The 19,740-nt window shown below is 70.7% G+C and carries 21 protein-coding genes; 6 read left to right on the forward strand and 15 right to left on the reverse strand.

Going from position 1 to position 19,740, the window contains the following annotated elements:
• Position 1: 1 nt before the first annotated feature.
• Positions 2 to 2,032 carry an excinuclease ABC subunit UvrC gene (gene uvrC, locus BM362_RS21675; RefSeq protein ID WP_093574336.1) on the reverse strand — a complete coding sequence of 677 codons (2,031 nt, stop codon included), beginning with the start codon at positions 2,030 to 2,032 and terminating at the stop codon, positions 2 to 4.
• Positions 2,033 to 2,201: 169 nt separating this feature from the next.
• Here uvrC and BM362_RS21680 point away from each other — a divergent pair, with 169 nt between their 5' ends.
• Together BM362_RS21680 and BM362_RS21685 are read left to right on the forward strand one after the other, a co-directional pair.
• Positions 2,202 to 2,918 carry a S1 family peptidase gene (locus BM362_RS21680; RefSeq protein WP_093574337.1) on the forward strand — a complete coding sequence of 239 codons (717 nt, stop codon included), beginning with the start codon at positions 2,202 to 2,204 and terminating at the stop codon, positions 2,916 to 2,918.
• 109 nt (positions 2,919 to 3,027) lie between these two features.
• Positions 3,028 to 3,813 carry an exodeoxyribonuclease III gene (locus BM362_RS21685; protein ID WP_067579222.1) on the forward strand — a complete coding sequence of 262 codons (786 nt, stop codon included), beginning with the start codon at positions 3,028 to 3,030 and terminating at the stop codon, positions 3,811 to 3,813.
• A gap of 7 nt (positions 3,814 to 3,820) precedes the next feature.
• Here the strand turns inward: BM362_RS21685 and BM362_RS21690 are convergent, their stop codons facing one another.
• The 6 genes from BM362_RS21690 to rpe form a co-directional block, all read right to left on the reverse strand.
• Positions 3,821 to 4,117: a group I truncated hemoglobin gene (locus tag BM362_RS21690; protein WP_244287229.1), complete on the reverse strand. Its 297-nt coding sequence runs from the start codon at positions 4,115 to 4,117 to the stop codon at positions 3,821 to 3,823.
• A gap of 115 nt (positions 4,118 to 4,232) precedes the next feature.
• Positions 4,233 to 4,679 (reverse strand): PH domain-containing protein, encoded by a 447-nt coding sequence (locus tag BM362_RS21695; protein ID WP_067580137.1) that lies wholly within the window; start codon positions 4,677 to 4,679, stop codon positions 4,233 to 4,235.
• 5 nt (positions 4,680 to 4,684) lie between these two features.
• Positions 4,685 to 5,191, reverse strand: coding sequence for a 6,7-dimethyl-8-ribityllumazine synthase (gene ribH / locus BM362_RS21700; protein WP_067579223.1), 507 nt, complete (start codon positions 5,189 to 5,191; stop codon positions 4,685 to 4,687).
• A complete protein-coding gene (locus BM362_RS21705; protein WP_198545279.1) occupies positions 5,188 to 6,459 on the reverse strand; it encodes a bifunctional 3,4-dihydroxy-2-butanone-4-phosphate synthase/GTP cyclohydrolase II in 1,272 nt (423 codons plus the stop codon). Before BM362_RS21705 ends, ribH begins: the two co-directional genes overlap by 4 nt.
• Positions 6,460 to 6,552: 93 nt before the next feature.
• On the reverse strand, positions 6,553 to 7,158 hold the full coding sequence (locus BM362_RS21710; protein WP_067579227.1) for a riboflavin synthase: 606 nt from the start codon (positions 7,156 to 7,158) through the stop codon (positions 6,553 to 6,555).
• 85 nt (positions 7,159 to 7,243) lie between these two features.
• Entirely contained in the window at positions 7,244 to 7,930 is a 687-nt protein-coding gene (rpe, locus tag BM362_RS21715) for a ribulose-phosphate 3-epimerase (protein ID WP_093574338.1), read from the reverse strand.
• A 166-nt stretch (positions 7,931 to 8,096) separates the two neighbouring features.
• Between rpe and phoA the strand changes: the two genes are divergently transcribed.
• A complete protein-coding gene (gene phoA, locus BM362_RS21720; RefSeq protein ID WP_093574339.1) occupies positions 8,097 to 9,500 on the forward strand; it encodes an alkaline phosphatase in 1,404 nt (467 codons plus the stop codon).
• Positions 9,501 to 9,555: 55 nt separating this feature from the next.
• Here the strand turns inward: phoA and BM362_RS21725 are convergent, their stop codons facing one another.
• From BM362_RS21725 to fmt, 3 genes are read right to left on the reverse strand one after another with little or no spacing between them, the layout of a single operon-like run.
• Complete coding sequence (locus BM362_RS21725) at positions 9,556 to 10,062, reverse strand: flavoprotein (protein ID WP_067579233.1); 507 nt, start codon at positions 10,060 to 10,062, stop codon at positions 9,556 to 9,558.
• Positions 10,059 to 11,483, reverse strand: a complete 1,425-nt coding sequence (locus BM362_RS21730; RefSeq protein WP_093574340.1) for an RsmB/NOP family class I SAM-dependent RNA methyltransferase — start codon at positions 11,481 to 11,483, stop codon at positions 10,059 to 10,061. The genes BM362_RS21725 and BM362_RS21730 overlap by 4 nt, the downstream gene beginning before the upstream one ends.
• The gene (fmt, locus tag BM362_RS21735) at positions 11,480 to 12,406 is read right to left on the reverse strand and encodes a methionyl-tRNA formyltransferase (RefSeq protein WP_093574341.1); all 927 of its coding nucleotides are present in this window, start codon (positions 12,404 to 12,406) and stop codon (positions 11,480 to 11,482) included. Before fmt ends, BM362_RS21730 begins: the two co-directional genes overlap by 4 nt.
• Before the next feature lie 125 nt (positions 12,407 to 12,531).
• Between fmt and BM362_RS21740 the strand changes: the two genes are divergently transcribed.
• Positions 12,532 to 12,990 (forward strand): GatB/YqeY domain-containing protein, encoded by a 459-nt coding sequence (locus BM362_RS21740; protein ID WP_067579238.1) that lies wholly within the window; start codon positions 12,532 to 12,534, stop codon positions 12,988 to 12,990.
• Between the two features lie 474 nt (positions 12,991 to 13,464).
• Here the strand turns inward: BM362_RS21740 and ggt are convergent, their stop codons facing one another.
• The 5 genes from ggt to BM362_RS21765 form a co-directional block, all read right to left on the reverse strand.
• Positions 13,465 to 15,273 (reverse strand): gamma-glutamyltransferase, encoded by a 1,809-nt coding sequence (gene ggt / locus BM362_RS21745; RefSeq protein WP_093574342.1) that lies wholly within the window; start codon positions 15,271 to 15,273, stop codon positions 13,465 to 13,467.
• A 39-nt stretch (positions 15,274 to 15,312) separates the two neighbouring features.
• Positions 15,313 to 15,543 carry a hypothetical protein gene (locus BM362_RS21750; RefSeq protein ID WP_093574343.1) on the reverse strand — a complete coding sequence of 77 codons (231 nt, stop codon included), beginning with the start codon at positions 15,541 to 15,543 and terminating at the stop codon, positions 15,313 to 15,315.
• A complete protein-coding gene (locus BM362_RS49150; protein WP_244287230.1) occupies positions 15,540 to 15,824 on the reverse strand; it encodes a hypothetical protein in 285 nt (94 codons plus the stop codon). The genes BM362_RS21750 and BM362_RS49150 overlap by 4 nt, the downstream gene beginning before the upstream one ends.
• A gap of 120 nt (positions 15,825 to 15,944) precedes the next feature.
• Positions 15,945 to 16,607 carry a Crp/Fnr family transcriptional regulator gene (locus BM362_RS21760; RefSeq protein WP_093574344.1) on the reverse strand — a complete coding sequence of 221 codons (663 nt, stop codon included), beginning with the start codon at positions 16,605 to 16,607 and terminating at the stop codon, positions 15,945 to 15,947.
• 33 nt (positions 16,608 to 16,640) lie between these two features.
• Positions 16,641 to 17,261, reverse strand: coding sequence for a hypothetical protein (locus tag BM362_RS21765; RefSeq protein ID WP_067579248.1), 621 nt, complete (start codon positions 17,259 to 17,261; stop codon positions 16,641 to 16,643).
• Positions 17,262 to 17,514: 253 nt separating this feature from the next.
• On the opposite strand from BM362_RS21765, the gene BM362_RS21770 reads away from it, so the two are divergent.
• Positions 17,515 to 18,582 carry a helix-turn-helix domain-containing protein gene (locus tag BM362_RS21770; protein ID WP_093574345.1) on the forward strand — a complete coding sequence of 356 codons (1,068 nt, stop codon included), beginning with the start codon at positions 17,515 to 17,517 and terminating at the stop codon, positions 18,580 to 18,582.
• Positions 18,579 to 19,736, forward strand: a complete 1,158-nt coding sequence (locus tag BM362_RS21775; RefSeq protein ID WP_067579252.1) for a hypothetical protein — start codon at positions 18,579 to 18,581, stop codon at positions 19,734 to 19,736. The genes BM362_RS21770 and BM362_RS21775 overlap by 4 nt, the downstream gene beginning before the upstream one ends.
• The last annotated feature ends 4 nt before the right edge of the window (positions 19,737 to 19,740 follow it).

The raw sequence follows: 19,740 nt of genomic DNA on the forward strand, positions 1-19,740 counted from the left end.
ATCACGACCCCTGGTCCCCTCCCGGCACTGCCTGCGGCGCGGCGCCGGTCTCCCCGGCCAGCGCCGCCACCACGGCCTCGGCAGTGCGCCTGCCGAAACCGGGCACCGCTTCGATTTCCTCGACCCGGGCCTGTTTGAGCTTCTTCACCGAGCCGAAGTGCTTGATCAGCGCGGTGCGCCGAGCCTGCCCGAGTCCGGGCACACTGTCCAATTCGGACGTCTGCATGCGCTTGGCGCGCTTTTCGCGGTGGTAGCGAATGGCGAACCGGTGCGCCTCGTCGCGCAGCCGCTGCAGCAGATACAGCGCGTCGGACGTGCGCGGGAGGATCATCGGGTCCGGTTCCGCCGGCAGCCACACCTCTTCGAGCCGCTTCGCGAGCCCGACGACGGCGATGTCGGTGATGCCCAGTTCGGCGAGCACGTCTGCGGCCGCGGTGGCCTGCGGGCCCGCGCCGTCGACGACCAGCAGGTTCGGCGGGTACGCGAACTTGCGCGGGCGGCCGGTCTCCGGGTCGATCCCGGCGCGCACCGGCCGGACTGCCTCCTCCCCTGCTTCCTCGACGGTCTCGTCAGCGGTTTCCGTTGTCTCAGCCGCGTTTTCGGCCGTTTCCTTGAGATAGCGGTGGAATCGCCGCCGCACGACCTCGGCGATGGACGCGACGTCGCCCTCGGTCGCCGCCTCCCGCAGCGCGAACTTGCGGTACTCGGACTTGCGCGGCAGCCCGTCCTCGAACACCACCAGCGACGCCACGACGTCGCTGCCCTGGATGTGGCTGATGTCGATGCATTCGATGCGCAGCGGCGCGCTGTCGAGCGCGAGGTAGTCCTGAAGCTCCTGCAGCGCCGCCGACCGCGCGGTGAGATCGCCCGCGCGGCGCAGTTTGTGCTGGGTGAACGCTTCCTTGGCGTTGCGCTCCACCGTTTCCGCGAGCGCCTTCTTGTCGCCGCGCTGCGCCACCCGCAGCCGCACCCGCGACCCGCGCAGGCCGGACAGCCACTCGGCGACCGCGTCGGCGTCGGCGGGCAGCTCCGGCACCAGCACCTCGCGCGGGACGACCGGACCGGCCTCGACGTCGTCGCGGCCCACGCGGTCGGATTCCTCGCCGTAGAACTGGGTGAGGAAGTGGTCGACCAGCGCCGGGACGTCCATTTCCTCGGCCTTGTCGATCACCCAGCCGCGCTGCCCGCGCACGCGCCCGCCGCGCACGTGGAACACCTGGACGGCGGCCTCCAGTTCGTCGTGCGCGAAGGCGACGAGATCGGCGTCCGTGCCGTCGCCGAAGACCACGGCTTGCTTCTCCATCGCACGCCGCAACGCGCCCAGATCGTCCCGCAGCCGTGCGGCTCGCTCGAACTCCAGCTCCTCGGAAGCGGCGGCCATCTCGCGTTCGAGCCGCTTCATCATCGCGTCCGTGCGGCCGGCGAGGAAGTCGCAGAAGTCCTCGACGATCGCCCGGTGCTCGTCCGCCGACACCCGGCCGACGCACGGAGCCGAGCACTTGTCGATGTAGCCGAGCAGGCACGGCCGCCCGATCTGCCCGTGCCTGCGGAAGACTCCGGCGGAACAGGTGCGAGCGGGGAAAACGCGCAGGAGAAGATCGAGCGTCTCGCGGATCGCCCACGCGTGCGCGTACGGCCCGAAGTAGCGGACGCCCTTCTTGCGCGCGCCGCGGTAGACGTGCAGCCGGGGGTACTCCTCGTTCATCGTGACCGCGAGGACCGGATAGCTCTTGTCGTCCCGGTAGCGGACGTTGAACCGCGGGTCGAATTCCTTGATCCAGTTGTACTCCAGCTGGAGCGCCTCGACCTCGGTCCCGACGACGGTCCATTCGACGCTCGCCGCGGTGGTGACCATCTGCCGCGTGCGCGGATGAAGGCCGGACAGGTCGGCGAAGTACGAGTTCAGCCTGCTGCGCAGGCTCTTCGCTTTGCCGACGTAGATGACCCGCTTGGCGTCGTCGCGGAACTTGTACACGCCAGGCGAGTCCGGGATGCTCCCCGGCTGAGGTCGGTAGGTGGTCGGATCAGCCACGTGCCCCACTGTATGGCGAGGGCCCGACAGTTTCGGTGAGACCCCTGGGCAGAGCCGCCTGCCGCCGATCCGAATGTTCAGGACGTTTCCGACGTTCGTCGGTTCCTGGCCGGTGAGTGCGCGATTACGTTCGGTTTTCCCGAGATCCCCTCCCCGAAGGAAACCCGCCATGCGTACCCGTTTCGCCGCCGCAGCCCTCACCGCTGCCGCGGCGCTCTCGTTCGCCGTTCCCAGCGCCGCCACCGCGGCCGAACCGAGCATCATCGGCGGCAGCACCGCGCCGTCGGTCAGCTGGGGCGCGCAGGTCTACGTCAACACGCCCGGCCGTGACTTCCAGGGCTTCAACTGCTCCGGCACGGTCATCGCCCCGGACTGGGTGATGACCGCGGTGCACTGCCTCGACCAGGACGGCTCCGGCATGTTCGTCCGAGTCGGCACGAACACCCTCTACGGCGGCACCAAGATCGCCGTCGACCGCGAAGAGCAGTCCCCCAACGGCGACATCGCGCTGCTGCACCTCGCGCAGTCCACGTCGGCGGGCCCGATCTCGCTCGGCAGCTCCGACCCGTCCAACGGCAGCACCAACCAGCTCTACGGCTGGGGCCGCACCACGCCGAGCGGACCGCCCGCGTCGGCGCTGAAGGTGGCGAACGTCAAGGTGACCGGCCGGTCGACGGATGCCTACGGCGGCCGCGCGATCCAGAGCGTCGGCATCGACGGCTCAGCGTGGAAGGGCGACTCCGGCGGACCGGAACTGTCCGGCGGCGCGCAGGTCGGCGTCGCGTCGACGGTGCAGAACCAGAGCGGTTCGAACACCCGCGGCACCAACAACTACGCGAGCGTCGCTTCGAGCCGCTCGTGGATCCGGAGCACCGCGGGCGTGTGACGTTCCCGGTCCGGGCGGGTCGTTCGCGGACCCGCCCGGACCGCCGCGGAACCGCGCTGCCGTACCGTGGTTTGGCCCGCCCGCCGACCGCTCAGGGAGCGCACCCGCCATGTCTGTCCGCGTCGCCACCTGGAACGTCAACTCGATCGTTCCCCGCCTGCCCCGCGTGCTCGACTGGCTCGACAGCACCGCGCCGGACGTGCTGTGCCTGCAGGAACTCAAGAACACCACCGAAGCCTTCCCCGCCGAGGAGATCGCCGCGCGCGGGTACGAGATCGCGGCCTACGGGCTCGGCCGGTGGAACGGGGTCGCGATCCTTTCGAAAATCGGACTGGACGACGTGGTGCGCGGCCTGCCCGGCGAGCCCGGCTTCGACGGGCGGGCCGAAGCCCGTGCGATCGGCGCGACGTGCGGCGGGATCCGGATCTGGTCGGTGTACGTGCCGAACGGGCGCGAGCCGGAAAACCCGCACTACGCCTACAAACTGACGTGGCTGGAGAAGCTGCGCGTCCTGGTCGCCGAGGAGCTGGCGCGGGACCGGCCGTTCGCGGTGCTCGGCGATTTCAACGTGGCGCCCGCCGACGAAGACGTCTGGGACATCTCGGTGTTCGCCGATTCCACGCACGTCACCGAACCGGAACGGGCCGCGCTGAAGAAACTGCGCGACGAGGGGCTTTCGGACGTCTTCCCCCGCCCGCTGAAGTACGAGCACCCGTTCACCTACTGGGACTACCGCGGCGGAAACTTCCCCAACAACAGGGGAATGCGGATCGACCTGGTGTACGCGAACGACGCGTTCGCCAAGGCGGTCACGGATTCCTATGTGGACCGCAATGCCCGCAAGGGCAAGGGTCCCTCGGACCACGCGCCGATCGTGGTGGATCTGGAGCGCTGAGCGCGGGTCACGCGGGCGCGACGACATCGTCGGCCAGCGGAGCGACCGCGCCGACGATCGCGTCCACGGCGGGCTGCGGCACGCCCGCCGCGAGCAGCGCTTCGATCAGGTATTTCGCGACCAGGTCGAAGTGCCGCCGCTCGATGCCGCGGCCGCGATGGACCTCTTTCATCGTGCGACCGCGGTGCTCGTGCGGGCCGCCGAGCGCGGCGGCGAAGAACTCCACCTGCCCTTGAGCCGCGGCAGGCTCGTGCCGAGGAAGAACGGCGCGAGGTCCGGGCCCGCGAGGGGAGAAGTCGTCCACTGACGAGACCGTCCTCGCCGCCGATCTGCTCGTAAATGCGCGTCATGGCGCACCAGCGAAGCGGCACCGCATTTCGGCGCGTGTCGCGGCCGTCACCAGCGAGCTGGCAAGAACTTCACGCTCCGGTGGCGGCCCGGTGCAGCTTCCGCAGCGCGCGCACCGCGGTCACCGCGCGTTCGCGGTCCACCGCCTGCACCGCCATCACCGAGAAGTACTCGTCGTCCGGCAGTTCCAGCCGCGCCCACGAGGCACCGTCCGGGAAGCTGATCGACAGCACCTGATCCCAGGTGAACACCCGCCGCGCCAGCACGTTGCGGACCTCGATGCCGGTGGCGTCCGCGCGGACGCGGGCGTTGCCGAACAGCATCGTGCCCGCCGACAGCGCGACGCCGATGCCGATCATCGCGATCTGGTCCGACGCCTCGAACACGACGCCGGTGTGCGAGCTGCGCAGCAGGACCGCCACCACGACGAACGCCGCGAGCAGCGCCACCGCCAGCACGCTGCACATGACCAGCGCCCGGCGCGGCCGGATCACGAGGGTGGTCTGCTGCTCGGTCATCACGCTCACACGAATCCCCGCTCGGTCCACGGCTTGCCAAGGCCGCGCAGCACGTGCGCGGTGTCGAGCGCCGCCACAGCCGCCTCGTAGCCCTTGTCCTCCACGGAGCCGGGCATGCCGGAGCGGTCCAGCGCCTGCTGTTCGGTGTCGCAGGTCAAAACGCCGTTGCCGACCGGGGTGCTCTCGTCGAGCGCGACCCGGGTGAGGCCGGCGGTGACCGCGTCGCACACGTACTCGAAGTGCGGGGTGCCGCCGCGGATCACGACGCCCAGCGCGACGACCGCGTCGTGGTTGCGCGCGAGCGCCTGCGCCGCGACCGGAAGCTCCACCGCGCCCGCGACGCGGACGACCGTGGGCTCTTCCTCCAGCTCAGCGTCCTTCGCCGCGGCGAGCGCGCGCTCCAGCAGCACGTCGGTGATCTTCGCGTTCCACCGCGTCGCGACGACCGCCAGCCGCAGGGACTTGCAGTCGCGCAGGTCGAGCGCGGCTTCCGGCCGCCCCTCGCCGCTCATCGCGTGGTGTCCTCCTCGGTGCCCTGATCGGTCGCGCCGACCTGGTCGTAATGCTCCAGCTGGCTGAGGTCGTGCCCCATCCGGTCGCGCTTGGTGCGCAGGTACCGCAGGTTTTCCGGGTTCGGCGAGATCGGCAGCGCGACCCGGCCGGTGACGCGCAGGCCGTAGCCCTCAAGACCGACCCGCTTCGCCGGGTTGTTCGTGAGCAGCCGCATCGACCGGACGCCGAGGTCGCACAGGATCTGCGCGCCGGTGCCGTAGTCGCGCGCGTCCGCCGGGACGCCCAGCGCCAGGTTCGCGTCGACGGTGTCCGCGCCCGCGTCCTGCAGCTGGTAGGCCTGCAGCTTGTGCAGCAGGCCGATGCCGCGGCCCTCGTGCCCGCGGATGTACAGCACGACCCCGCGGCCCTCGTCGGCCACCTTCTGCAGCGCGGCGTCCAGCTGCGGGCCGCAATCGCAGCGCAGCGAGCCGAAAACGTCGCCGGTGAGGCATTCGGAGTGCACCCGGACCAGGATGTCCTCGCCGTCGCCGACCTCGCCGTACACGAAGGCGACGTGCTCGATCCCGTCGAGCAGACTGTCGTACCCGACCGCGCGGAACTCGCCCGCGGACAGCGGGATCCGCGCCTCGGCGACCCGCTCCACCTGCTTCTCGGTGCGCCGCCGGTAAGCGATCAGATCCGCGATGGAGATCATCTTGAGGTCGTGGTCGGCGGCGAACACTTCCAGCTCGTCGCGGCGGGCCATGTCGCCCTCGTCCTTCTGCGACACGATCTCGCAGAGCACGCCCGCCGGGTGCAGCCCGGCCAGCCGGGCCAGGTCGATCGCCGCCTCGGTGTGGCCGGGACGGCGCAGCACGCCGCCCTCCTTGGCGCGCAACGGCACCACGTGCCCGGGGCGGCGGAAGTCCTTCGCGGTGGCTGCGGGGTCGGCCAGCAGCCGGATGGTGTGCGCCCGGTCCACCGCCGAGATGCCGGTGCTGATGCCCTCGGCCGCGTCCACGGTCACGCTGTAGGCGGTGCCGCGGGCGTCCTGGTTCGTGTGGAACATCGGCGGCAGGTCCAGCCGGTCCGCCTCGGACTCGGTCAACGGCACGCAGATGTAGCCCGAGGTGTAGCGCACCATGAAGGCGAGCAGCTCCGGCGTCGCCTTCTCGGCGGCGAAGATGAGGTCGCCCTCGTTCTCGCGGTCCTCGTCGTCGACGACGACCACCGCGCGCCCGGCGGCGATGTCCGCGATCGCGGCTTCGATGGCGTCGACGTCTACCACCGCGCCTGCCCCGCACGGGGTCCAACCGGTCTGCGGCTCGGCCGCCTTCGTCTCGCTCACGGGTGCTCCTTCGCTGCCGCCGCCGGGTGGATGTCACACATTGTGCGCGTTCGCCGCCACGTGTGGCGCAGTGAGCTTCTCCACGTACTTCGCGACGACGTCCACTTCGAGGTTCACGTGGTCGCCTTCTTCCCGCCTGCCGAGCGTCGTCGCTTCGAGCGTGGTGGGGATCAAAGCGACCGAAAACCGGTCCTCGGCGATGCTCGCGACGGTGAGCGAAACGCCGTCGACGGCGATCGAACCCTTCTCCACCACGTACCGCGACAAGGCCGGGGGCAGGGAGAACGTCGTCACCCCGCGCTCGTCGCGGGAGACGAAGACGCCGGTGCCGTCCACGTGGCCCTGCATGATGTGCCCGCCGAGCCGCCCGCCGGCCGGGGTCGCGCGTTCGAGGTTCACCGCGTCGCCGACGGCCACCTTCGCGAGGCTCGAACGCTGAAGTGTTTCGTTCACCACATCGACGGTGAACTCGCCGCCGGAGACCGTGACCACGGTCAGGCAGACGCCGCTGACCGCGATCGAATCGCCGTGGCCGGCGTCCGAGGTGACCAGCGGGCCGCGCACGGTGAGCCGAGCCGCGTCGGTGAGCTGCTCGACCGCGGTGACCTCGCCGACCTCTTCGACAATTCCCGTGAACACTGCTGCCTCCCTCGCCCGGCCACCGTCTTCGGTGGCCCCTCCATCCAACACCCGCCCGGCCCCGGGAGCTTCCCGGGCCGGAGCGTCAGCTGACGCGGACGCGGGCGGCCTGTTCGCGCAGGGCGGCGACGGCGCGGCCCGGGTCTTCGGCCCCGTAGACGGCCGAGCCCGCGACGAAGCAGTCGACGCCCGCTTCGGCGGCCTGTTCGATGGTGTCGGAGTTGATCCCGCCGTCGATCTCGACGATCAGCTTGAGGTGCCCGGTGTCGGCCAGCCGGCGCGCGGTGCGCACCTTCTCCAGCACGTCGGCGATGAACGACTGCCCGCCGAAGCCCGGTTCGACCGACATGACCAGCAGCGTGTCGTAGTGCTTCAGCGTTTCCAGATGCGGTTCGAGCGGCGTGCCCGGCTTGACCGACAGACCGGCCTTCGCGCCCGCGGCACGCAGGTTCTTCGCCAGCATGACCGGGTCCGCGGCGGCTTCCACGTGCACCGTGACGTTGTAGGCGCCGGCCTCGGCGTACCCGATCGCCCAGCGGTCCGGGTCGTCGATCATCAGGTGGCAGTCGATCGGGACGTCGGTGGACTTCAGCAGCGACTGGACCACCGGCAGGCCGAGGGTCAGGTTGGGCACGAAGTGCGCGTCCATGACGTCCACGTGCACCCAGTCGGCCCGGGTCGGCCCGGGGTGCGCGACGGCCGCGATCTCCTCGCCGAGCTTGGCGAAGTCGGCGGACAGGATGCTGGGTGCGATGAGAGGTGAAGCCACGATCCGAGTGTAGGAGGACCCGGTTCCCGGCTGTTCACCGGCCGTGACCGCACGGGAGTTCGCGTTCCGGACACCGGGTGCTCATCCGGATTCTCCGCGTCGAACACATCGGCGAGCACTAATGGGTCACTACCGGAAGTTCCGGACGAGAAGCACCCCGAGGAGAATCATGAGAACCGTCTTGGCAGGCCGCCGCAAGTGGCTGGCCGCGGGCGCGCTGGGCGTCGCGATGGTCGCCGCCGCCCCGGTCGCGATCGCCGCGCAGGGCAACCAGGACGACCAGGGCGCGCGCGCCGCTTCGGCCGGCGCGGGCGACCGCACGCAGGAGGTCCGCCAGGCGATCCAGGGCGGGCACGCGCGCAACGTCATCCTGTTCATCGGCGACGGCATGGGCCAGTCCGAGATCACCTCGGCGCGCAACTACGAGCGCGGCGCGGCGGGCCGGCTCGCGATGGACGAGTTCCCGCTGACCGGCGACTACACCACGTACGCGGTCGAGAAGGGCAACCCGGCGAAGCCGGACTACGTCACCGACTCCGCGGCGTCGGGCACGGGCTGGGCGACGGGCACGAAGACCTACAACGGCGCGATCTCCGTGGATGCCTACGGCAACCCGGTCCCGACTCTGCTCGAGCTCGCCAAGCGCGGCGGCCTGCGCACCGGCGACGTGACCACCGCCGAGGTCCAGGACGCGACCCCGGCGGTGCTCGGCGCGCACGTGGTCGACCGCGACTGCAAGGGCCCGGACGAGACGACCAAGAAGTGCGCGCAGAACGCCAAGGAGAACGGCGGCGCGGGCTCGATCTCCGAGCAGCTCGTGCAGACCCGCCCGGACGTGCTCCTCGGCGGCGGCGCGAAGTACTTCGCCCAGTTGGCGACCGCCGGGAAGTTCCAGGGCAAGCCGGTGCTGGAGCAGGCCAAGGCCGCCGGATACACGGTGGCCAGTACCGCCGACGACCTGGCCAAGGCCCGTCCCGGCCAGCCGCTGCTCGGCCTGTTCGCGCCGGGCAACCTGCCGGTGAACTGGACCGGCCCGGGGGCCAGGCAGGGCGGCACCGCGCCGACCCGCTGCGCTCCGAACCCGGCTCTGCCGAAAACGCAGCCGAAGCTGGTCGCGCAGACGCAGAAGGCGTTGCAGCTGCTGGAGGACCGGCGCAGCAACAAGGGGTTCTTCCTCCAGGTGGAGGGCGCGTCGATCGACAAACAGGACCACGCTGCCGACCCGTGCGGGCAGATCGGCGAGACGATCGACTTCGACGCCGCTGTCGCGGCCGGGCTCGCGTATGCGCGCAGCCACACCGACACGCTCGTCGTGGTGACCGCGGATCACGGGCACACCAGCCAGATCGTGTCCAACGACGCCAAGACGCCCGGGCAGACCGCCACACTGATCACCAATGAGGGGGCGAACATGACCCTCAACTACGGGACCGCGCTGCCGGGTTCTTCGATGGAGCACACCGGGACGCAGGTCCGCATCGCGGCTTACGGGCCGCAGGCGGCGAACGTCGTCGGGCTGACCAACCAGACCGACCTGTTCGGCACGGTGAAGCACGCTCTTCGCCTGCGCTGAGCCTGAAAGTCCGTGAGGGGAACTCTGCGGGACGCTGAGTCCCGCTCACGGCTTTTTACGCGGGCGAGGGCAGCAGATCGAGAGATTCCGACCAGGGGCGGCGCGGGTCGAGCCGGTGCAGCCGGACGCCAGCTTCGGTCAGGGTGTCCAGATGCCGCCGCCAGGCCGGATGGTGCTCCCGGGTCGGCTGGATCTGGTAGGCCAGCACGATGGTGATCCCTGGTGCGCCAAGGACATCGCCGAGCAGCGTGAGCGCCTGGTTGTCGGCGATCCCCAGCGCCAGCTTCGCCACCGAGTTCGCCGACGCGGGCGCGAAGAGGAACACCTTCGGGTCCGGATGCGGACGCGGTTCGCCGGGAAGCCGGGACGTGCTGCGCACCGGAAGGTCCGTGGTGGCTTCCAGCTCGCCCAGACCGCCGGTCGCTTTCAGCCAGCCCCAGGCCGTGGGCGTGAGGGTGACGGCGAGCCGCCAGCCTCGGGCGACCGCGGGTTTCGCCAGCTCGTCGGTGAACCGGGTGTCCAGTCCGCCGCACGAGCTGGCGACCAAACCTAGATCTGTCACGGTTTGCGCAGCACCGCGCAGAACATCGCGTCGGTGCCGTGCCGGTGGGGCCACAGCTGGACGTACGGGCCGTCGCCGAGCTGCGGGACGCCGGGGAAGAACTCCCGGGCGTCGACGATCCCGGACTTGGTCCGGCGGGCGGTTTCGCCTACCACGCCTTCGGTTTCGGCCAGGTGCGGCGAGCACACGACGTAGGTGACGATGCCGCCCGGACGCACCAGGTCCAGCGCGGCCATCAGCAGTTGGCCTTGCAGCTTGGTGAGGTCCGCGACGTCCGACGGCTTGCGGCGCCACCGGGCCTCGGGGCGTCGGCGCAGTGCGCCAAGGCCGCTGCACGGCGCGTCGACCAGGATCCGGTCGTAACCCGGTTCGAGACCGGACTCGCGGCCGTCGGCGACGTGCACGGCGACCGGCAGGCCCTCGGTCGCGTTCTCGATCAGCCGGGCTCGGTGCGGGGCCTTCTCGACGGCGTCCACGTGCGCGCCGCTGATCTTGGCCAGCGCGCCGAGCAGGGCCGCTTTGCCGCCGGGGCCCGCGCACAGGTCCAGCCAGCGCTCGTCGGAGCCCTCCAACGGGGCCTTCGTGACGGCGATGGCGCACAGCTGGCTGCCTTCGTCCTGCACCGCGGCGAGGCGTTCGCGGATCGGTTCGGCATCGGCCGGGTCGCCCGCGCCCGCGGGCAGGTGGACGCCGTAGGGCGAGTACGGCGCGGGGTCGCCGCCGGTGACGGCGGCCAGTTCGCCGGCGCTGATCTCGCCGGGACGGGCGACCAGGTGCACCTCGGGGCGGGCGTCGTCCGCTTCGAGGGCGGCCTTCAGCTCAGCTCCCTTGTCCCCCAGTGCTTCCGCGAACGACCGGGCGACCCAGCGCGGGTGCGCGGTGCGGAGCGCGTACGCGCCGATCGGGTCGGCGGCCTCGTCCGGCGTCAGTTCGTCGAGCCACTGCGCTTCGTCCTTTGTGGACACCGCGCGCAGGATGGCGTTCGTGAACCCTGTTGCCCACGAACCGGCTTCGGCGCGCACGAGGTCCACAGTGGACCCGACAGCGGCGTGCTCCGGGATCCGGGTGCGCAGCAGCTGGTAGACGCCGAGCCGCAGCGCGTCGAGGACCACCGGGTCGGTCTTCTCGATCGGCCGGTCGGCGCACGCGGCGATCACCGCGTCGAGCAGGCCCTGCGCGCGGGCGGAACCGTAGGTCAGTTCGGTGGCCAGCGCGGCGTCGCGGCCGCTCACCCGGCGTTCCCGCAGCAGCTGCGGGAGGACGAGGTTGGCGTACGCGTCCTTCTCGCGGACAGCGCGCAGCACGTCGAACGCGACCTGGCGGGCCGGGTCGATCTCCGGCGGACGCCGCGGTCCCTGTTTGCGCGGAGCCGGACGGCCCCGCTGCGGCCGTGACGGCCGCCGTTCTCCACGCTCGTTCACTGGAGGCGCTCTCCTTCGTCGATCCTCGTGCCGCGCGCCCAGTCGGTGGCCGCCATCCGTTTCTTGCCCGCCGCCTGGACCTCGCCCAGCCGCACCGGTTTCGTCGCCGTGCCCACGAGCACGCGCTTGCGCTCGACCACCAGCTCGCCCGGCCGCGGACCGGGTTCGTCGAGCACGGTGACCGGCCCCAGCTTGAACCGCTCGCCGCGGAACTCCGCCCACGCGCCGGGATCCGGCGTCACCGAACGGATGTGCCGGTCGACCGCCGAAGCCGGGTCGGCGAACGACACGCGCGCGTCCTCGACGGTCACCTTCGGCGCGTAGCTCATGCCCTCGCCCGGCTGCTCGACCGCGCGGAGCGTGCCGTCCTCGATCCCGTCCACGGTGGACACCAGCAGGTGCGCCCCGGACTCGGCGAGCCTGCCCAGCAGCGCGCCGGACGTGTCGTCCGGCCCGATCGGCTCGGTCACCACGCCGAACACCGGCCCCGCGTCGAGTTCCTTCACGATCCGGAAGGTGGACGCGCCGGTCATCTCGTCCCCCGCCCGGATCGCCGCCTGCACCGGAGCCGCGCCGCGCCACGCGGGCAGCAGCGAGAAGTGCAGGTTGACCCAGCCGTGCGCGGGGATGTCGAGCGCGGACTGCGGCAGCAACGCCCCGTACGCGACGACCGGGCAGACGTCCGGCGCCAGCTCGCGCAACCGGGCGAGAAACGCCGGATCGCCGGCGCGCGAGGGCGTGAGCACCTCGATGCCGTGCTCGTCGGCGAGCGTGCCCACCGGGGACCGCAGCACCTTGCGCCCGCGCCCGGCCTGGGCGTCCGGCCGCGTGACGACCGCGACGACCTCGTGCCGCTCGGACTCGATCAGCGCGCGCAACGACGGCACGGCAGGCTCCGGGGTGCCGGCGAAAACGATACGCATCACCGCGCCTCCGGAAGGGAAAAGGGGATTTCAGGCTGGTCGGACATCGGAAGCGAGTCTAGAAGACCCCCGCATCGACGGCGCGGCGCGGGCAGCCCGCCGCGGCGGGCGCCAGGATCGGGTACATGACCACGCTGAAGGCGACCCTGCACGACGACCTGACGACCGCGATCAAAGCCAGGGACCAGCTGCGCTCGGCGACGCTGCGGCTGACCCTCTCGGCGATCGGCTACGAAGAAACCGCGGGCGACAGCGCTCGCGAACTCTCCGACGACGAGGTGCGGAAAATCATCACCCGAGAGGTGAAGAAACGCCGCGACGCCGCCGAGGCCTTCGAGAAGGCAGGCCGCGCGGAGTCCGCGGAACGCGAACGAGCCGAGGCAGAGGTCCTCACCGCGTACCTGCCCGCCCAGCTCTCGGACGACGAGCTGCGCACCCTGGTCACCGAGGCAGTGACGGAAACCGGCGCTTCCGGGATGGCCGGAATGGGCGCGGTGATGAAGGCTGTGCAGCCGAAGATCGCCGGCCGCGCCGAAGGCTCTCGCGTCGCCGCCGAGGTGAAACGCCAGCTCTCCGCCAGCTGACCCCCGCCCGCGGCCGTTCTTGGCCTGACCCTCCGGCCGCACCCGCCCGCTGTCCGTGAGGCCACCCTCATTGACTCTGATTCCCGCCGGGTTCCCCTCACGACCCTCCACCGGTCCGTGAGGGGAACCTTCACGGACCGCCCTCCCGCCCGGTGCCCCCGCCGTGATGCGCCTCCATGCACCCAACGCCGCATCGGGGCGCTACCCGCACCCCGCCACCCCGCACCGTCACCAGCCCGCTCCGCGCACGAGAACCCGCGCACACCCCTCGCACCCACCGCAACCGACGCACCCCACCATCGAGGCACCCAGCCCCTCCCCCGCACCCCGATACGAAGCCTCCCTGCGGGCGGCGGGTGCTTGTCAAGGCATCTTTCCCGCCTTGACAAGCACCCGCCGCCCGTCAGCACAATCGGGCTTCGGGGTGCCCCACGCCAAGACCACGGCAATGTCGCCCCCAGGCGACGAGCCGACTCACCCCTCCCCAGGCCACCGCCGAGGCACCACGACCTGAGCCGCCCCCTGCCCCCGCCTCACCGGCTCGGCGGCGGCGACCCACCACCCGTCCCGCAAATGCTCAACCCCGGTAGCGGCCCCGATCTCCGCGGGAGAAGCCGAAAACACCTGTCCCCGCCGCTGCAGATCCGCAGTCTCGGGCTGAGCCAAGAACCCGGCCTCGACATCGGCCTTGGCGGAATTCCGCTGAGAAGCCCGAGGCGCGGCAATCGCGTCCTCCAACGACAAGCCGCGATCAACCCGCCCCAAAACGACCTGCAGCACCGTCGTGATAATCGACGCGCCCCCAGGCGACCCGGCCGCGAAGAACGGCTTCCCGTGCCGCAGAACCACGGTGGGAGCCATCGACGACCGCGGCCGCTTCCCAGGCCCGGGCAGATTGGGATCCGGAACCCCGGGCGTGACCGGCACGAACGAAAAGTCGGTCAACTCGTTGTTGAGCAGGAATCCGCGCCCGGGAACAACGATCCCGCTGCCGCCCTCCTGCTCGATAGTCAGCGTGTAAGCGACGACATTCCCCCACCGGTCGGCCACAGTCAGGTGAGTGGTGTTCTCCCCCTCATACGGCGTGGGCGCACCGGTCGAACCCGCCGCGCACGGCTGCGGATGCCGAGGGTCGGCAGGCGCGACCGGACTGGTCGCGGCGTGATCCCGGGAGATCAAACAAGCCCGGCTGTCCGCGAACCCCTGGCTGAGCAACTCCCGGGCAGGCACGTCGACAAAAGCAGGATCCCCGATCCACCGATTCCGATCAGCGAACGCATACCGCGACGCCTCCAGGAAATACTGCAGATAATCAGCCTTGCTGGCCCCGCGAAGATCGTAATTCTCCAGAATATTCAAAGCCTCGCCAACAGTGAGCCCGCCGGACGAAGGAGCGGGCATCCCGTAAACGTCCAACCCGCGGTACTGCGTGTGCGTCGGCACCCGCTCGACAGCCTGATATGCCGCGAGATCGGAAACAGAAAGCTTCCCCGGCCGCACCTTCAGCGAAGAAGCCGGATCGACCGGCGGCCGCTGCACAGTCCGGGCGATATCCGCCCCGATCTCCCCTCGGTACAGCACATCGGTCCCCCGCCGTGCCACCTGCCCGTAAGTAGCGGCCAGATCCGGATTCCGGAACACCGTCCCCGGGGCCGGCGGCTGTCCGCCGGGCAGGTACAACGACCGGGTAGCAGGAAACGCGGCGAACCGATCAGCGTTGTGCGCGACCTGATCATGGAATGTCTGGTCAACCACGAACCCCTCGTCCGCCAGCCGCGCCGCCGGAGCGATCGACTGCGCCAGCGAACGCGTCCCCCACTTGCGCAACGCGTCGCGCCAGGTAGCCGGAGTGCCGGGCACACCCACGCTCAATCCGCTGGTCACCGCGTCCGCGAACGGCAGCGGTTTGCCGTTCTCCACGAACAGGTTCTCGTCCGCGGTCTTGGGCGCGGTTTCGCGGCCGTCGAGCGTGTGGACCTTGCCGGTTTTCGCGTCGTAGTACACGAAGAACCCGCCCCCGCCGATGCCGGCCGAGAACGGGTCCGTGACGCCGAGTGCGGCCGCGACGGCGACCGCCGCGTCGACGGCGTTTCCGCCACCGCGCAGCACCTGCGTGCCGATGGCCGTGGCGTCGGCGTCGATGCTCGACACCGCGCCGAGGTAGCCGGTCGCGACCGGCGATTTAGGAGTGGGAACGGCGGCCGAGGCGGTGGCCGCCCCGGCCGTGGACACCAGCGCGGCCGCGGAGAGCACCGCGAAGATTCGCTTTCCGGTCGTGGGCATGCGGGCGAGTCTGCCCCGCGGCGGAACCGGTGTCCACACTCACTTCGAGGCCGCCATCGCCACCGCGGTCAGGGTCGCCAGCCCGCCGACGCCCGCCGCCCCGACGACCAGTCCGGCGATCGCCGCGGCCGAGGCGGCCAGCCGCACCGCCAGCCCGGCGATCCAGCGCAGCACCCGGACCACCGCGATCAGCACGACCAGAGCGAGCACGAGCACCGCCGCCGGCACGCCTTGCCCGCCGCTCTGCGCGGCGGCCAGCACGGTGGTCATGTCCGCGCCGCTATCCGCGGTTCGCGCAGGTTCTCCCGCCCGAATTCGCGCGTGTTCTCGTACGCCCGCCTGCGCATCTCCTCGCGCGCCCGCACCCGCTTGCGTTCCGAACCCAGCCGCCATACCCACCGCCATCCGATCGCCGTCGCGACGACGGAGCCGGCGAGGGTCACCAGGAAGGCCTGTCCGACGAGACCGTGGAGCGATCCGAGGCTCAGCAACACCAGCAGCGCCCACACCTGAGCGACGGTGAACGGGACGACCAGAGCTGCCGCGTACACCCCCCGACGCCAGCGAACCGGCTGAGGAGCGGGAAGAAACGGTTCCATGACTGCCTCCCTCGGTGGTGTGCTTCCAGAAAACCCCGGCGGCACCGGGAAATCTGTGTCAGCTGACACGTTTCAGCGGGCGAGCCTGCGCAATTCCGCGAGCCGGTGAACGGTCACCTGGCCGCGCGCGGTGCTGATCACCCCCTGGCGGCGGAGTTCCCGCGTCACCCTTGCCCACGATTCGCGCGAAATCGCCGCTGTCATAGCGAGTTCCGCTTGCGTTCCGGGCACCGCGACTTCGATGTCCGTACCTCGCCGCACGCCGTGCTGCACCGCCAGCTGCATCAGCTGCGCGGCGACGCGGCGGGTGGTCGTCCCGCCGCCGATGTCCAGCCATTGCCGTCCGACGTCGCGCATCCGGTCGGCCAGGACTTGCAGCAGCGCCCAGGAAATCGCCGCCTCGCGCCGGCACAGCGCGACGAACCGCGCGGCCGGCACGACCAGGACGTCCAGTTCGTCGAGCGCTTGCACTGTCGCCGACCTCCGTCCGCCGTCGATCACGGCCAGTTCGCCGATCACCTCGCCCGCGCCGCGGACGCCGATCACGACCTCGCGCCCGTCCGGCGTCGCGTTGGTGATCCGGACGTGCCCGGCAAGGAGGAGAAGCACCACCGAGGCCCGCTCGCCTTCGCGGCAGAGGACGTCCCCGCGCCGGTAAGCCTTGCGGACGGACAGCTCTTCGAACTTCGCGCGGTCCGCGTCGCCCAGCGCCGGCCAGAACCCGATCGCTTCCACGGCGGTCCCCCTCCTCGTCGTCGGCCGGACCGGTCAGGCGATCAGTCCCGCTCCCGGCCGGACGGCGTCGGTGGTGCGGACCCAGCCGCGGGTCCGCTGCCCGCCGACGCGCACGTGGAAGGCGTGTGCGAAGGAGCTGCGGTCGATCCCGGCGTAGCCGTGCCGGACGACCGACCGGTGGATCGCGTTCGAGACGACGAGCGCGAGCGGCCCCGAGGAGCTGCGCAGCCTGCGTCTCAGGTCAGGGGCGTCGAGGAGACGGCAGGCGATGTCGATGTCCTCGCCGTACGGCCCGTGCGCGTCGTAGTGCACCTCGCCGGCGTGCACCGACACGCGCAGCCGGAAGGCCAGTTCGGGGTCCTGGTCGCCGTGCCGGGCGAGCAGTTCGGTCAGCGCGGGCACCACGCGGGCGAGCAGGACCGTCTTCGGTACCTCGTCGACGGGCCGGACGAGGCACAGCGCGCCGTCGCCCCGGTCCACGAACGGATCCCGGAACTGCTCGGTGATGCCGCCGGCCCGGAACGCCTCGTCGAGCAGGGCGAACAGGACCGAACGGAGCCCGGCCCGAGCCGGGTTCGTGCGGGTGGTCGACCCTTCGATGTCGACGACCACGATGGCTCGGTGTACTGGTGCCTGTACTGCTGAGGTGTCCATGACCGCCCCCCTATTTCAGGAAGCTACTGAAATCTAGTAGACTTTCACAGTAGCTACTATAAGGGTGGGCCCGTACTGAAACAATGGTGTCGCGCACCCGACATCTTCGGTTCAGGCGCGGGTCTAGTCCGCGATTGGCCACCCCTGAACGCTCGCTGACACTCGACCCCGGCCCGTCCGGCCATCCCGGCGTCCCGGGTGTAGAATCCCCGCCATTCACGCCTGACTGAACTTCACTGAAGGGTCTGAAGTCGTGTCTCAGCCCAACCCGGCGCTCGCCGCTCGCCTGCGTACCCTGCGCAAGGAGAGCTGGTCCGACGTGGTGCTCACCCAGAAGCAGCTCGCCGAGGCCTTCGGCGTGAGCACCGGCCTGCTGTCGTCGTGGGAGAACGTGGCGAAACCGGTGACGCCCCCGCCTCCGCGCCTCGAGGCGTACGCGACCTTCTTCGCCACCCGCCGTTCGGTGCAGGGCCCCAAACTCCACCTCCTCGGCATCGAGAACCTGACCGACGACGAGCACACCGTCCGCAAGGAGCTGCTCGCGGAGCTCCAGGCGCTGCGCGGCGACCTCGACGACCCGCCCGCCCAGCCGGTCTTCGCCCCGTCGAGCCTGTGGCACTTCCCGCCGAACCAGGACATCGTGATCGTCTGCGCGCAGCTGCCGGAGAAGTACCGGATCTCCTACACCGACCCGTCCAGCCCGGACTTCGTGAACCTCTACACCTACGCCGACCCGGACGCGCTGGTCGAGCTCTACGGCCACATCCGCGCGTGCAACCCGGCGAGCAACGTCACCTTCCGCACCACCGACCAGAACACGACCCTGTCGGCGGACGAGTACACCGCGCACCTGGTGCTGCTCGGCGGCGTCGACTGGAACCCGCAGACGCGCGCGCTGCTCGACCGGGTCGACGTGCCGGTCCGCCAGATCAGCCGCAAGGGCGACGAGGACCAGCTGGACAGCGGGTTCGAAGTGACCCGCCCGGACGGCACGTCCCAGATGTTCAGCGCCAAACTGCGCAACGGCGTCCTGCTTGAGGACGTCGCGCATTTTTACCACGGCGTCAGCCCGCTCAACCGCAAGCGCACCGTGACCGTGTGCAACGGAATGTACAGCCGCGGCACCCTCGGGGCCGTACGAGCGCTGACCGACCGCCGCTTCCGCGACCGCAACCAGGCCTACCTCGACCGGCGCTTCGCGGGCGCGGATTCCTTCAGCATCATCAGCCGGGTCCCGGTCTTCGACAACCAGGGGCTCACCCCTGACTGGACCCTGCCAGAAAACCGGCTGCACGAGTGGCCAGAATCGAGCCTCACATGACCGCGACCGTCGCAGCGCCGGCACAGCACACGACGCATCAGCGGCTGCTGCATCACGTCGCCGCCGAAGACGCGCCGCAGGCCAGGCTGGACGCGATCGTCGTGCCCAACGGCCGCCCCGCCGCCTATCTCAAGGACGCTTTCCGCGCCGCCCGCGAAGTCGACGCCACGCTTCTGCTGCTGTGCAGCAAGAACGCGCGCGCGACCGACGCGGTGCTCGCCGCGAAGCGCGCCGGGGTGCGAGTCCGCGCGATCGACACCGACGAGGCCGCCGGTCTCGGCGCCGTCCCGCCGTTCGCGACGAGCAAGCTGCTGCAGGCGAAGCGCCTGCTGCGCCGAACCGACACGAGCTTCAAGCGCAACCTCGGCGTGCTCGTCGCCGACCTGGCGGGCTGGCAGCGCATCCTGTTCCTCGACGACGACATCCGGCTGTACCCGCACAAGGACATCCCGCTTCCGCGGCCGAGCAACCTGCGCGCCGCCGCGGGCCTGCTCGACGAGTACGCGGCGGCGGGCCTCGCCAACATCGGCATGCCGGACAACTCCGTGGTGTGCCACGCCTACCGCGAGTCCGGCGGAAAACAGGACACGTTCGTCGGCGGCGGCGCGCTGGCGCTCGGGCGCGACGCGTTCTCCTCGTTCTTCCCGGACATCTACAACGAGGACTGGTTTTTCCTCCTCAGCGGAACCGGTTTGCGCGCCACCGCGGTCACCAGCTTCGCCTACCAGCACGACTACGACCCCTATCGCAACACCGTGCGCGCCCGGTCGGAGGAACTGGGCGACACGCTCGCCGAGGGCATCTACTGCCTGCTGGACAACGGTCGCGGCATCGCCGACGCGAACGCCGCGTACTGGGCGGACTTCCTGGAAAGCCGCCGGGCGTTCATCCGCACCACGCTGCGCCAGGTCCAGGACGCGCCCTACCTGACCGGCGGGTACGAGGACCGGATGCGCGCGGCGCTGAAGGCCGCGCACGGCCGCAGCCTGCTGATCGAGCCGGACTTGTGCGTCCGGTACCTGCGCGCTTGGCAGCGGGACCGGGACACGTGGCAGACGCATCTGCTGTCGCTGCGCGCGCGGCACGCTTCGGCGGGCGATCCCGACGCCGCTTTCGACACGCTGGGGATCTCGGAGATCGTGCACAAGTCCTGAAGGT

It is taken from the genome of Amycolatopsis rubida (assembly GCF_900115345.1).
Taxonomy (GTDB): Bacteria; Actinomycetota; Actinomycetes; order Mycobacteriales; family Pseudonocardiaceae; genus Amycolatopsis; species Amycolatopsis rubida.

Bases quoted from the DNA above. Each gene is read 5' to 3' on its own strand.
- BM362_RS21765 (WP_067579248.1), bottom strand. From the start codon at position 17,261: ATGGACACCTCAGCAGTACAGGCACCAGTACACCGAGCCATCGTGGTC.
- BM362_RS21775 (WP_067579252.1), top strand. From the start codon at position 18,579: ATGACCGCGACCGTCGCAGCGCCGGCACAGCACACGACGCATCAGCGG.
- BM362_RS21680 (WP_093574337.1), top strand. From the start codon at position 2,202: ATGCGTACCCGTTTCGCCGCCGCAGCCCTCACCGCTGCCGCGGCGCTC.
- fmt (WP_093574341.1), bottom strand. From the start codon at position 12,406: ATGCGTATCGTTTTCGCCGGCACCCCGGAGCCTGCCGTGCCGTCGTTG.
- ggt (WP_093574342.1), bottom strand. From the start codon at position 15,273: ATGCCCACGACCGGAAAGCGAATCTTCGCGGTGCTCTCCGCGGCCGCG.
- ribH (WP_067579223.1), bottom strand. From the start codon at position 5,191: ATGAGCGGCGAGGGGCGGCCGGAAGCCGCGCTCGACCTGCGCGACTGC.
- BM362_RS21750 (WP_093574343.1), bottom strand. From the start codon at position 15,543: ATGACCACCGTGCTGGCCGCCGCGCAGAGCGGCGGGCAAGGCGTGCCG.
- phoA (WP_093574339.1), top strand. From the start codon at position 8,097: ATGAGAACCGTCTTGGCAGGCCGCCGCAAGTGGCTGGCCGCGGGCGCG.
- BM362_RS21695 (WP_067580137.1), bottom strand. From the start codon at position 4,679: ATGACCGAGCAGCAGACCACCCTCGTGATCCGGCCGCGCCGGGCGCTG.
- BM362_RS21740 (WP_067579238.1), top strand. From the start codon at position 12,532: ATGACCACGCTGAAGGCGACCCTGCACGACGACCTGACGACCGCGATC.
- BM362_RS21685 (WP_067579222.1), top strand. From the start codon at position 3,028: ATGTCTGTCCGCGTCGCCACCTGGAACGTCAACTCGATCGTTCCCCGC.